Source organism: Gilliamella sp. X-23 (assembly GCF_057063545.1).
On sequence record NZ_JBXSQG010000002.1, the window covers coordinates 221,032 to 234,199 of the forward strand.

General features: G+C 35.0%; 11 protein-coding genes, 3 tRNA genes and 1 rRNA gene. 3 read left to right on the forward strand and 12 right to left on the reverse strand.

Annotated elements, in window-relative coordinates; genetic code table 11:
• Window positions 1-60: 60 nt before the first annotated feature.
• The 8 genes from ACYH9I_RS02655 to znuA all read right to left on the reverse strand — a co-directional run bounded on the left by ACYH9I_RS02655 (window position 61) and on the right by znuA (window position 9,059).
• Window positions 61-136: transfer RNA gene (locus ACYH9I_RS02655), tRNA-Lys, on the reverse strand.
• 132 nt (window positions 137-268) lie between these two features.
• The gene (gene ybgF, locus ACYH9I_RS02660) at window positions 269-1,009 is read right to left on the reverse strand and encodes a tol-pal system protein YbgF (protein ID WP_483558693.1); all 741 of its coding nucleotides are present in this window, start codon (window positions 1,007-1,009) and stop codon (window positions 269-271) included.
• A 66-nt stretch (window positions 1,010-1,075) separates the two neighbouring features.
• Complete coding sequence (gene pal, locus ACYH9I_RS02665) at window positions 1,076-1,555, reverse strand: peptidoglycan-associated lipoprotein Pal (protein ID WP_483558695.1); 480 nt, start codon at window positions 1,553-1,555, stop codon at window positions 1,076-1,078.
• A gap of 167 nt (window positions 1,556-1,722) precedes the next feature.
• Window positions 1,723-3,018, reverse strand: a complete 1,296-nt coding sequence (gene tolB, locus ACYH9I_RS02670) for a Tol-Pal system beta propeller repeat protein TolB (protein WP_483558729.1) — start codon at window positions 3,016-3,018, stop codon at window positions 1,723-1,725.
• A 416-nt stretch (window positions 3,019-3,434) separates the two neighbouring features.
• On the reverse strand, window positions 3,435-4,244 hold the full coding sequence (gene mutM / locus ACYH9I_RS02675) for a bifunctional DNA-formamidopyrimidine glycosylase/DNA-(apurinic or apyrimidinic site) lyase (protein WP_483558697.1): 810 nt from the start codon (window positions 4,242-4,244) through the stop codon (window positions 3,435-3,437).
• Window positions 4,245-4,258: 14 nt separating this feature from the next.
• On the reverse strand, window positions 4,259-6,592 hold the full coding sequence (gene mrcB, locus ACYH9I_RS02680; RefSeq protein WP_483558699.1) for a bifunctional glycosyl transferase/transpeptidase: 2,334 nt from the start codon (window positions 6,590-6,592) through the stop codon (window positions 4,259-4,261).
• A gap of 129 nt (window positions 6,593-6,721) precedes the next feature.
• On the reverse strand, window positions 6,722-8,071 hold the full coding sequence (gene mepM / locus ACYH9I_RS02685; protein ID WP_483558701.1) for a murein DD-endopeptidase MepM: 1,350 nt from the start codon (window positions 8,069-8,071) through the stop codon (window positions 6,722-6,724).
• A gap of 28 nt (window positions 8,072-8,099) precedes the next feature.
• The gene (gene znuA, locus ACYH9I_RS02690; protein WP_483558702.1) at window positions 8,100-9,059 is read right to left on the reverse strand and encodes a zinc ABC transporter substrate-binding protein ZnuA; all 960 of its coding nucleotides are present in this window, start codon (window positions 9,057-9,059) and stop codon (window positions 8,100-8,102) included.
• Between the two features lie 93 nt (window positions 9,060-9,152).
• On the opposite strand from znuA, the gene znuC reads away from it, so the two are divergent.
• The 3 genes from znuC (at window position 9,153) to ACYH9I_RS02705 (ending at window position 12,374) form a co-directional block, all read left to right on the forward strand.
• Window positions 9,153-9,935, forward strand: a complete 783-nt coding sequence (gene znuC / locus ACYH9I_RS02695; RefSeq protein WP_483558704.1) for a zinc ABC transporter ATP-binding protein ZnuC — start codon at window positions 9,153-9,155, stop codon at window positions 9,933-9,935.
• Entirely contained in the window at window positions 9,928-10,728 is an 801-nt protein-coding gene (znuB, locus tag ACYH9I_RS02700; RefSeq protein ID WP_483558706.1) for a zinc ABC transporter permease subunit ZnuB, read from the forward strand. The genes znuC and znuB overlap by 8 nt, the downstream gene beginning before the upstream one ends.
• Window positions 10,729-10,850: 122 nt before the next feature.
• Window positions 10,851-12,374, forward strand: a complete 1,524-nt coding sequence (locus ACYH9I_RS02705; protein WP_483558708.1) for a YifB family Mg chelatase-like AAA ATPase — start codon at window positions 10,851-10,853, stop codon at window positions 12,372-12,374.
• Between the two features lie 5 nt (window positions 12,375-12,379).
• Here the strand turns inward: ACYH9I_RS02705 and ACYH9I_RS02710 are convergent, their stop codons facing one another.
• The 4 genes from ACYH9I_RS02710 to rrf all read right to left on the reverse strand — a co-directional run bounded on the left by ACYH9I_RS02710 (window position 12,380) and on the right by rrf (window position 13,166).
• Window positions 12,380-12,718: a MaoP family protein gene (locus ACYH9I_RS02710; protein ID WP_483558710.1), complete on the reverse strand. Its 339-nt coding sequence runs from the start codon at window positions 12,716-12,718 to the stop codon at window positions 12,380-12,382.
• Window positions 12,719-12,855: 137 nt separating this feature from the next.
• Window positions 12,856-12,931 (reverse strand) — tRNA-Trp (locus tag ACYH9I_RS02715).
• A 9-nt stretch (window positions 12,932-12,940) separates the two neighbouring features.
• A tRNA-Asp gene (locus ACYH9I_RS02720) sits at window positions 12,941-13,017 on the reverse strand.
• Window positions 13,018-13,050: 33 nt separating this feature from the next.
• Window positions 13,051-13,166, reverse strand: a 5S ribosomal RNA gene (gene rrf / locus ACYH9I_RS02725).
• Between the last annotated feature and the right edge of the window lie 2 nt (window positions 13,167-13,168).

Genomic DNA, 13,168 nt, shown 5'->3' on the forward strand with positions numbered 1-13,168 from the left:
GGTTCAAACGTTGAAATGGTATTAGCTAAAAATGAAGTAAGTGAAGATTTATGAGATAAATGGTGGGTCGTGAGCGATTCGAACGCTCGACCAACGGATTAAAAGTCCGCTGCTCTACCGACTGAGCTAACGACCCATTTGACAAAAACCACTTTACCTTTAGTACTTAAAGCCACAAGCGATTTCGGGTTGGTATAATACTTATAATTATAATGCTACGCAACCCTTTTATTGCCATTTTCACGCAATAGCTGGTTATTTATACATTTTACTTTAGTGACGCTAATTTTTTATTCGCAAGAGCAACTGCATTCTTATCTTTTGAATACTTATTCACCACTTGTTGAAAAACAGCTTTAGCATTTTTAGTATCCCCTTTATCAAGTAAAATCAATCCTACTTTATAAAGGCTATCAGCGGCTTTTGGTGAAGATGGGAAATCTTTTACCACACTCGCATAATAAAATGAAGCATCATCTTTTTTGTTTTGTTTATATGAAAGTTGACCGAGCCAATAATTAACGTTGGCTCGGTAATTAGACTTTGGGTAGTTTTTTAAATACTTTTGAAACGCGGCAATGGCTTCATTATTTTGTTTGCCATCATTAACAAACTGCATGACAAAATTATAATCAGCTTTATCATCACCTGAAGTTGTCCATCCAGATAAATCTGAAGGCGAAGATGTTGATGAAGTCGAATCAGAAGATTGAGCTGAGCTATTTTCTTGTGAGTCAGAATTAGAATTTGATGAAAATCCAGAACCATTAGCCATTTGCTGTAAAATCATTTTTTGGCGTTCAATTACCTGATTCAATTGATATTTTGTTTCCTCTAACTGACCACGGAGTGTATCTACATCAGCTTGTAAATCGCTAATTTTTTGTTGGTTTTGAATTATTAATTGCCCTTGAGCTTGAATAGTTCTATCGATATCAGAACTACCCGCAGCACAACCATAACCTGTAAATAAAAGAAACAGGAACAATGTGAGTATTTTTTTATGCATATTATTAGACTCGGCGTGAACTTAGAAAATAAAAACGGCTGAATAATCAGCCGTTATAAGATACTATTAATATCCAGCATAAGTTACTACAGCACGACGGTTTTTAGCATAAGCTGCTTCATCATGCCCTAATACAGCTGGTTTTTCTTTACCATAAGAAACAATTTCCATTTGGCTTGCAGAAGCACCATTACCTTGTAGGTATGATTTAACTGCAGCTGCACGGCGTTCACCTAATGCGATGTTATATTCAGGAGTACCGCGTTCATCAGCATGACCTTCGATAACAACTTTTACATTATTTGCACGAATAAATACAGCGTGTGCATTTAATAATGTTGCATATTCAGACTTAACATTATATTTATCAAAATCAAAATATACTGTGTTCATTTGTTGTAATTTTTGAAGTTGTTCTAAGGCTTCTTTTGATAAAGTACCATTTGAATTACCACCTGCGTTACGGCTACTATTAGATGAACATGCAGTTACAGCGATTAATGGTAAAGCAACCGCAGCTACTTTAAGAAATTTAGAAAATTGCATTGTATTAACTCCTTTGTTTAAATAAATTATTACTTATATTTTATACATCTAACCAACTTAAAAGTAACACCAGTTACTAACCAGAAAGATTAGAAGTATATATTATAACGACCTTAAGCTTTACACAATTTTAATAATCACAATATTGTATAATTTTTAAGCTCTTCTTATAAATATGGCGACCATGCAGGGAATTTTACTTGCCCATCGGTTGCCGGTAACCTTGCTTTAAAATTACCATCGGTAGATACAAGATTCAAAATGGTACCTAATCCTTGTGATGAACTATAAATGATCATAGTACCGTTTGGTGCAATACTTGGCGTTTCATCTAAAAAAGTATCGGTTAAACGTTGATAGGTTTTTGTGTCCATATCATATCGAGTAATATGTTGTTCACCATTATTAGTTGATATCATAGCAATAAAAGAACCATCCGGCGACACGCGGGCATTCTGATTCTGCGTATTATCCCACGTTATTCTTTGAGATGCACCACCATTAATATTGATACTATATAATTGAGGACGTCCCGCTTGGTCAGAAGTGTAGACAATAGTTTGATTATCCGGCATCCAAGATGGCTCTGTATCATTACTACGGCTAGAAGTGATTTGCGTGATTTTTTTGCTACTTAAATCCATCATATATAAATTTAAGCTTCCTCCTTTAGATAAAGCAAACGCTAATTTACTACCATCTGGAGAAAATGCTGGAGCGCCATTATGTTGAGGAAAAGATGCAATTGTTTGAACAGCACCACTCTCTAATGTTTTTAAAACCAATGCAGAATGACCGCCTTCAAAAGTCACATAGGCCAATTTTTTACCATCAGGTGACCAAGTAGGAGACATTAACGGTTCTTTAGAACGATGAACAGTGGTTTGATCATAACCATCATAATCAGACACTCTTAATTCATGCGAAAAAGGCCCTTTAGTTGTTTTAACAACATAAGCAATTCGTGTTCTAAATGCACCTTTAATACCCGTTAGTGATTCAAAGATTTCATCACTAGCAGTATGCGCCGCATAACGAAGCCAGCGTTTTTCAATAGAAAATTGGTTTTGTGCCAAAACTGTACCAGGATGGTTGACTGTATCAACTAATTGATAATTTATAAGGTATTTCCCTGACGCATCGGGTTGAATTGAGCCTACTACAACTGCCGAAACACCAAGATTATTCCATACTGCAGGGGTCACCTCTGAAGCAGTGGTTGGTTTTTGAGGCATACGATTAACGTCAATAGGATTAAACTTACCGCTATTACGCAAATCAGAAGCAATAATATCTTCAATAATTTGTGGGGGCTCTCCTCCACCAGTCCATTTAAATGGAGCAACAGCGATTGGTTTAGCAGAATTCACTCCATCGGTAATAATAATTCTGACTTCAGAATTAACCATCGTAGTAAAAAATAAAATAAAACAAGTTGTCAAAAAGCGAGAAGCGAATTTGATCATCTTAAATTCCTTAATAAAAGCAAGAAACATTGAGTTAAATTAAACATAAACCGATAAAAAACAGAAAATAAAATCTTTGAAAATTAATATATTACCGTTAACTAGCTACACATACTAAACTTTACAAAACATAAACAATTTTGTAGCGAGAAAGATAGCCGATATCTGGTAACAAGTCCATAGTCTTTAAAATAAAAAGATTTATGTAATAATAATGGTTTTACTATATAAAATACCCAAAGTAATAATAAAAAAATTATTCTAATTGTAGGTGTCTATACTAATCCTATTTAAATAAGGTTTAAAGAGTTTGAAAAGATATTTTTATATATGAAAATGAATAAATATATAAAAAAGTTTACAATTTAGATGGCGACCATAAGGAAGTGATAATTTTGCTTAAAAAGATGACATTATTTTTGGCAATTTTCACAATAAAAAGTATTACGCTGTCCTATTTTTTGTGATTTTATTTCTGTACCACAAATTATGCACGGTTCATCTTTGCGTCCATAAACTTGTAATTCTTGCGCAAAATATCCAGGTTTGCCATCAGACTGAAGAAAATCCTTTAGTGTTGTTCCGCCTTGTTCAATTGATTTGGTAAGAACTTGTTTAATGGAAGCAACCAATCTTTCAAATTCATTTAATTGTAAGGAGCTGACTTTGCGATTAGGATTAATTTTTGCCATAAATAGCGATTCAGAAGCATAAATATTGCCGACTCCAACTACAATATGGTTATCCATAATCCAGCTTTTAATGGGCACTTTTCGATTTTGGGCTTTTTCGAATAGATATTCTGCTGAAAATTCATTACTTAAAGGCTCTGGTCCCAAATGTTGTAATTGAGATATTTCGCCTAATGAACTAGTCCAAAGCCAAGATCCAAAACGCCTAGGATCGGTATAACGTAATATGATACCATTTCCTAAAACGAGATCGATATGATCGTGCTTTTCTGCTTTTTGGTGTTTTTTTAAAATACGTAAGCTACCTGACATTCCCAGATGAATCACAATCCAGTTGTTAGATAGCTGTAATAATAAATATTTTGCACGTCGTTTTATATCTAAAATAACTTGTCCATGAGCATTACTTATAGCCCTATCAACTGGCCAGCGTAATTTAGATTGTCGAACAATAATTTTATCTATAGTTTGTCCCTTTAAATACGGTAAGATGCCTCGGCGACTTGTTTCAACTTCTGGTAATTCAGGCATATTCTTTTTCCCCCCTAGTTATTTAATAGGTCTGTAACCCAATTTGGAGCTTGCTGAGCAGGCACTGACTGGTTATTACCATTGCATAAGCTCTGAGGATTAATCGTCCATACAGGTAAAGATCGAATTCCGCTTCCATTACATTGCCACTGCCCATCACTATCAATAGGTACCATAAAAATATTTTGAGGTTGTGGCAGCACTAATTTCTTTGGTGGGTTATTTTGTAAGTATTCACTATAAATTTTTAGGGCACCAGTTGCACCCGTTAATTTCATTGGAGAATGATCATCTAAACCAATCCAAATAACAGCAACATTTTTACCGTCAATCCCTGTAAACCAGCTATCACGAGAATCATTACTTGTTCCTGTCTTAGCAGCTAAATTAAACGAACCGTATTTAGCTTTTAATGAACGAGATGTCCCCGAATTAACCACTTGTTGCATAGCGTAAGTAGTTAGATAAGCCGATTGTTGAGATACTGCCTGAAGCTGTTGTGGATAGCTTTGATAAACAAGCTCACCTTTGTCAGTCAATACATATCTTAAAATAGAAAGTGGAGAACGTTGACCATTATTAGTTATCGTTTGAAACATCTGTGCAGTTTCTAACGGTGTTAATTCTAAAGCACCAAGTAACCTTGATGGTAAATTAGGTATACGCTCTGCTGGTACGCCCAGCGCTTGTAAAGTATTTTTTGTTGCATCAAGCCCCAATGCCATACCTAAATTAACAGTAGGTACATTAAGTGAAAGCGCTAAGGCGTCGACTAACATAACACGATCGCGGAATTTTCGATCATAGTTTTTCGGTTCCCAATAGCCTCCACCATCAAGCTTAATCGATAAAGGATTATCGTTAAGCCAAGTATTGAGTTGGTAATGATCGGGTTGTCCAAGTGCGGTTAGATAAGTTGACGGTTTAGCTAATGAACCAATTGCTCGCTGAGTTAACCAAGCACGGTTATAACCCGGATAACGCGGTTCTGCGCTACCAATAATTGAGCGAATTTCCCCAGTCTCACGACTCACAATCACCATTGCTGTTTGTAATTCTTTATTGGTTGATGTACGCAGTTTCTCAATTTCGTTAGTGACCGCTTGCTCTGCAGCAGATTGAGCCACAGGATCAAAGGTAGTAAAAATCTTCATACCAGACAAATGATCTGCTTTATCACCTAATTGTTTTCGAAGTTCACTGCGCACAACTTGCATAAATGCTGGTTGTGGTGAAATCACACCACCTTTAGGTAGAACTGTTAGTGGGCGCTGACTTAATAAAGTATACAACTCATCATCAATAATACCTTGCTGCTCAGTGAGTTTTAAAACCACATTGCGACGTTCAATAACTTGTTGAGGTTGTGTCCAAGGATTATATAATGAAGCCCCTTTGACCATACCAACTAGTACTGCTTGCTGATCCAATGTAAGTTCATTAACTGGACGACCAAAATAGTAAAGACTTGCTAATGGGAAACCATGAATCTCCTCACTACCTGCTTGTCCCAAATAAACTTCATTTAAATACAGTTCTAAAATACGTTCTTTGCTATAACGAGCATCCAAAATTAATGCCATATAAGCTTCACGTATTTTTCGACTTAAACTACGTTCATTAGTTAAAAAAAGATTTTTGACCGTTTGCTGGGTTAATGTACTTCCACCCTCGGTACGACCTGTTGTTAAATTAACAAAAATAGCACGGCCAATAGAATATAAACTTACACCATGATGATCGTAAAAACGTTTATCTTCTGTTGCTATCAATGTTTGTAACAATGAATCAGGGAATTCTTTTAATGGCACAAATAACCGCTGTTCGCCATTTGGAGAGTGCATCATAGTAATTAATTTAGGATCAATTTTAAGCAATCCAAAATCACGCCCCGTCTCTAGATTAGTAATACGATCGATACGATTTTCATAAAAAGTAATTCTGACTCTAAACGCTTGCTCTTCACCATCAGGAAAAGTAAAAGGCCGACGATAGACTTCAACTGCATCGTTACTTACAATAAATTCACCAGGACGAGTAGCTTTAGTATCTTGCTGACGATATTGGGCACCAACTAACATTGTCACTACATCATTTAAGCTATATTCACTATCAGGCTCAAGATCAATAATTTGACCATAAACCGCTGCTGGCAACTCCCACACATTTCCGTCAATCCTCTCTTTGATTTGTTGATCAAGATAGACACCATAAATAATAGCCACAGCAACAAATATGAGAAATAACTTAAATAATAATGTTAAAAATCGTCGCAAAAGTGTAGGCTTTTTATTTTTTTTAGTCCTTTTAGAAGATCGTTTTTTTGCTGTTTTAGTTGATGTATTCAAACTGCACCTAACATTTATTATCCAATAAAATTAGCTTATGATAACATAATTTTTTAAGGATACCTTACCCTTCTTTTTTAGAAAAATTTCAATTAAGTAGGTATTTAAATATAAAATAAATGCATAAATTTAAAAATTTAGCTGTGAGCTAATACTTTTAACTTTTGACAAGAAAGCTTTTTTTGACTTACCTGTTAATCCTTCAGAAATAGGTAAACTTGCCGTTAACGGATTGACTGGCTTATTATTAATATGTAATTCAAAGTGCAAATGAGGACCAGTGGAACGCCCTGTGTTTCCTGATAGTCCAATTTTATCGCCTTGCTTAACTTGTTGTCCTGGTTTGACTAAAATTTTATCCAAGTGCATATAAGTGGTCATATACTGACGACCATGCCGGATAGCAATATAGTTACCTGCTGAACCACTATACTTTGCAATGACTACTTCACCATTACCAACGGATAATACAGGTGTTCCGCGTGATACTGCAAAATCTACACCATTATGAGGGGCTATTTGTCCTGTAACTGGGTGCAAACGGCGTGGGTTAAATCCAGAAGAAACACGTGCTTTTGTAGCTAAAGGATAACGAAAAAAGCTTTGGGATAAGCTGTTACCACTGATGTCATAATATTTACCATCATCAGCTAGAATAGCATAATAATCCTTGGTTCCACTTTTAACACGGACACCCAGTAACTGGCTATTGGATAAACTTTTACCATGCATTTCTCGTGTTAGAACAACTGAAAATTTATCACCAACTTGTAATCGACGAAAATCTAAACGCCATTGTAAAGCGCGGGTAATAATACCAATTTCATTACTAGTTAGACCACTTTTGCGCGCATCAGCAACAAAATTAGTTTTAATATCACCTTTTATAACAATATCTTGTGGTACAACTTCAGCTGTTTCGGAACTTTCTACAAATTTATCGCCAGATTTTTCATAGATTCGAATATTATTACTTGATATTGTCCAACTAAAAGTTTGCAAATTATGATTATCATCAGTCGTCCAGCTAATTTGTTGGCCTATTCTTAAATTTGCAAGTTGTTTAAATTTAGTCGTTAACTGATAAATATCATTTCGGTTAACGTTATAACGAATTAAGATATCATGCAAAGTATCGCCACGCACAATAGTATATTGCACTGAGTTATCTTTATCATCAACGATGTCATCTAATTCATCCTTAACAATTTCATCTTCAGGAACGTCTGATGATTCGGTAACGGTAGCCGTTTTACCATTGACTATCTCGACTCTCCCATCATCAGCAAGAAAATGGGAGTTATCATTTACAGTAGTTTCAACTTGAGGAGTTAAAGGAACATAAACAGTTCGATCCAGATTGAGTGGACGCCACAGAATAGTAAATAAAATAACAATAAAAAGGACGCCTAATATTGAAAAATAGGGAATTTTAAAATTATTTTTTTCAATATCAGGGGATTTTATTTGTCTTGCCAAAATTAACCTTAACTATTTATTACTAAAACTAATTTTTATCCAAACAATCCAACAGTTGCTGTGTTAGTTTTAATAAAAATTGTGAATATGCATCTTTGGAAAGAGCGATACCTGTTCCTAATGGATTTAATTCTCCAATTCGAACATCCGTTCCATCCACTAATTTTTCAATAACTGCTGGGCTAAACTGCGGTTCACGAAATACGCATACAGCTTGGTGTTCTTTGAGCATCTGCTGAATAGAATAAACTTTTTGGAAACCGGGCTGAACTGCTGGATTTATAGTAAAACTACCTAGTTTTTTCAATCCGAACCGTGTCTCAAAATACCCATAAGCATCATGAAACACAAAATACCCTCTATTTTGTACGGTAATGAGTTTTTTTGCAATATTTTGTTCTGTTTCTACAAGCTTAATGTTGAACTCGTTTAAATTTTCATCGATCAATGTGCTTTTATTAGGATAAAGCTCGATAAGTTTATCATGAATTGACTGCGCAATAATTTTAGCAATTTCAGGAGAAAGCCAAATATGCTCATCATATTCACCATGCTGATGATGCTCTTGAACAGACTCATCATGAGAATGGTTATCTTCATCCTCATCATCATGGCTAATACGAAGCAATGCGTTAATCTCTGGTATTGCCATTAATTCGATTTGTTTTTGCTTATCAATGCTTTTTAGGATTGTTGGCATAAAAGCTTCCATATCTTCACCAACCCAAACCACAAGTTCTGCTGATTTTAGTTTAGCTAAATCAGATGGTTTTAAATAATAAGTGTGAGGGGATGCACCATCAGGGAGTAAAATATCAGTATCGGTCACTCCAGAAGCGATAGCTTCAGTGATAAACCCTATCGGTTTTACAGACGAAATAATTTTCGCATTAGCATAATTAGTAATACTGTGAAGAAATGCTAATGAACTCAGTATGATTAAAAAAGAAGCTAATTGTTTACTGTTCCGTACAATATATTTTTTCACATCGTTATCCTATATTTATAATGTATGATAGAATAGAATTAATTTATTGTTATAATATAACATAACATATTTATAGGCAAGGGCCCCAACAATATGACGCCATTAATTACGCTTAATAATATTTCAGTGGAAATTGACCATCAAAAAATATTATATGACGTTTCATTAAAAATACATCTTAATCAAATTATTACATTATTAGGCCCTAATGGTGCAGGTAAATCGACCCTAGTAAAAGTTATTCTGGGGTTGGTTCCTTGCACCTCAGGGACAGTCGTGCGTTCACCTAATTTAACGATTGGCTATGTGCCACAGTCAATCAACTTAAATTCAACATTACCTATTACTGTTAAACGTTTTATGCACTTAAATAAGCAATTAAATAATGAAGATATGCTTAATATATTATCCATGGTAAAAGCTGAATATTTAATCAATAAATCTATGCATCAATTATCAGGTGGTGAATTACAGCGTGTTTTACTAGCTCAAGCCTTAGCAAAGAAGCCTCAATTATTGATTCTTGATGAACCAACTCAAGGCGTAGATGTCAATGGCCAGGTACTTTTATATGATTTAATCACTGATGCAAAAAATCAGTTTAATTGTGGTGTCTTAATGGTTTCTCATGATCTTCATTTAGTCATGGCAAAAACAGATGAAGTAATCTGTTTAAATCATCATATCTGTTGTTCTGGTACGCCAGCCATTGTTTCTAATGACCCAGAGTTTATTTCTCTCTTTGGCCGATACGGGGCATCACAAATTGCTGTTTATAAACACCACCACACTCACCAACATGATTGCTGCAAATCCCCTATTGAGCAAAATAAGGCAATTGTTTTGCCTAGCTATGAAAGGAAAAATAATGATTGAGTTACTATTACCATCTTTATTAGCTGGATTATGCTTAACTAGCATAACAGGACCTTTAGGTACTTTCGTTGTTTGGCGTAGAATGTCCTATTTTGGCGATACGTTATCACATGCTGCTTTACTTGGTATCGCATTTGGATTTTTACTGAATATCAATTTATTTTATGCTGTCATTTTTATAACTCTTCTACTCGCCTTAGGATTAATTTGGTTAGAAGCTCAAAAACAACTTCCTATTGATACTTTACTTGGGATTTTGGCTCATAGTGCATTATCACTTGGTTTAGTAGTAATTAGTTTAATGGACAATATTCGTATTGATTTAATGGGATACTTATTTGGTGATCTTTTATCAGTAACATATTCAGATCTTTATCAAATTATTATTTGTGTAGCATTTATTGGCGCTTTATTGTTTTGGCGGTGGAATAACATTTTATTCATTACTGTGAGTGAAGAATTAGCTTTTAGTCATGGCATTAACGTACAGTTCACAAAATTAATTTTGACACTACTATTAGCGTTAACAATAGGTCTATCGATGAAATTTGTCGGAGCCCTAATTATCACTTCTTTACTTATTATTCCTGCCGCAACAGCCAAATATTATTCGAAAACACCTGAAACAATGGCATTAACTGCAATAATAATAGGTATGTTATCAGTTATTGCTGGATTGATATTTTCATTTATTTACGATACGCCAACAGGTCCCTCAATAGTATTAAGTAATACTTGTCTATTTTTTATATCATCATTTATTTCAAAACTCATTTTAAATAAAAAGAATTGAAATCATTGCAAAACTGTATTATTTATTGCGTGTCATATCCCATTAATAAATGGCTTTAATGGGTTTTTCGATATTTTCTAATATGATAATAATAAAATTAAACATATTGATAATTAGAAACTATGTCACTTGCAATTATTTATACGCGGGCATCTATTGGAATACAAGCCCCCTTAATAAACGTCGAAGTTCATATTAGTAATGGGTTACCAGGTTTTGTATTAGTTGGTCTTCCTGAAGCAACCGTTAAAGAAGCTAAAGATCGAGTTAGAAGTGCCATTATTAATAGTGGTTTTACCTTTCCAGCTAAAAAAATAACGGTAAACTTATCTCCAGCAGATCTACCAAAAGAAGGAAGCCGCTTTGATTTACCAATAGCTATTGCTATCCTTGCCGCAACAGAACAAATTCCAACAGAAAATTTATTACATTATGAATTTCTAGGCGAATTAGCGTTATCAGGAAATATTAGAGCTGTAAAAGGAGCAATTCCGGCAGCAATCGCTTCGAAAAAGAAAAATCGCATATTAATAATTTCAGCAGAAAATCAATCGGAGATTTCTTTGATTCACCAAAACAATACATTAATCACTAATAGCCTATTAGAATTATGTCAATATTTATATAGAGAAATTGATTTACCAACGGTTGAATACCGTGAATACCAAGATATTGATAGTAACTTAGCTAATCTACAAGATATAATCGGGCAAGAACACGCCAAAAGAGCATTAGAAATTGCGGCGGCTGGAGGGCACAATTTACTATTAATTGGACCTCCAGGCACAGGGAAAACGATGTTAGCAACTCGTTTAACATCCTTATTACCTCAACTATCAGATGACGAAGCACTCGAAAGTGCAGCAATAACTAGTCTAGTTAGTCCAAATGGCTCAATTAAAAACTGGCGTAAAAGGCCTTTTAGATCACCTCACCATAGTGCATCAACCGCGGCACTAGTTGGCGGAGGATCGATTCCTAAACCAGGGGAAATTTCACTAGCACATAATGGGGTATTATTTTTAGATGAATTACCCGAATTTAATCGAAAAGTATTAGACGCTTTGAGAGAACCAATTGAATCGGGTGAAATAATCATTTCAAGGGCCAATGCAAAAATAAAGTTTCCCGCTAAGTTTCAATTAATAGCCGCAATGAATCCGAGTCCAACAGGGCATTATCAAGGAACACATAATAGAACGACACCACAACAAACCATACGCTATTTAAATCGACTTTCAGGACCTTTTCTTGATAGGTTTGATATTTCTATTGAGGTACCTTTACTACCAAAAGGTACACTGAGTAAAATAGCTACTTCTTCAGAATCAACTGAAACAGTAAAACAGCGAGTTTTACAAGCAAGAAATATTCAGTTTAAAAGAAACAATAAATTAAATAGTCAGTTAAGTACGAATGAAATTCAATGCTATTGTCAGTTATCAAATGAAAATAATGAGTATTTAGAGCAGGCATTGATAAAATTGGGACTCTCTGCTAGGGCATGGCATCGAATATTGAAAGTATCTCGAACAATTGCTGATTTAGATTTGTCAGAAAACATAGAACGAAAACACATTTCAGAAGCATTGAGTTATCGTTCTATGGATCGATTACTAATTCAATTACACAAAAACATTGGTTAAAAGAATTAGTCATCATTATCTACAAAATCATCAGTAACATCAACTTGTGGCTTTCCGCCAGATAATGTATGAAACCGTTTTGGCTTATTTATGCGAGAAAGATATTTCAGCCATGTTTTTTCAAAATCAGTAGATGGTTCTTTTTTACCTTTGCAAACGGCTACAAATGATTTTTCTTCTGCAGTGGAAGGGGTTCTGGTTTCTGCATCAAGTTCTTTAAAAGCACAACCATGCTTTTCTAAAATCAAAGCTTCTTTAATAGTAAAATCCCCATGTCGGGAAAATCCTCTTGGATAATTTTTATTATCAAAAAAGCGTTGTTGACTTACAAAACTCTCAGCCATGTTCTATCCTCTATCTAGATTGTAAAAGTAGTTGGGCGAAAATTATAATTGACTAAGTTAATCTGTAAACAAAATTTTTTTATTTACATAGACAAAAACGACTAAACGATTAAAATTAGAACAGAAATATTATTTTTTGGCAGGGGCGGAGAGTCTCGAACTCCCAACACCCGGTTTTGGAGACCGGTGCTCTACCAATTGAACTACGCCCCTAAATAAAGGTGGCGGAACGGACGGGGCTCGAACCCGCGACCCCCTGCGTGACAGGCAGGTATTCTAACCAACTGAACTACCGCTCCACCGAATTTGGTGTGTATATATAAAATTTAAAAGTCTGGCGGCACCCTACTCTCACATGGGTAATACCCACACTACCATCGGCACTACGGCGTTTCACTTCTGAGTTCGGCATGGGGTCAGGTGGGACCACCGCGCTATTACCGCCAGACA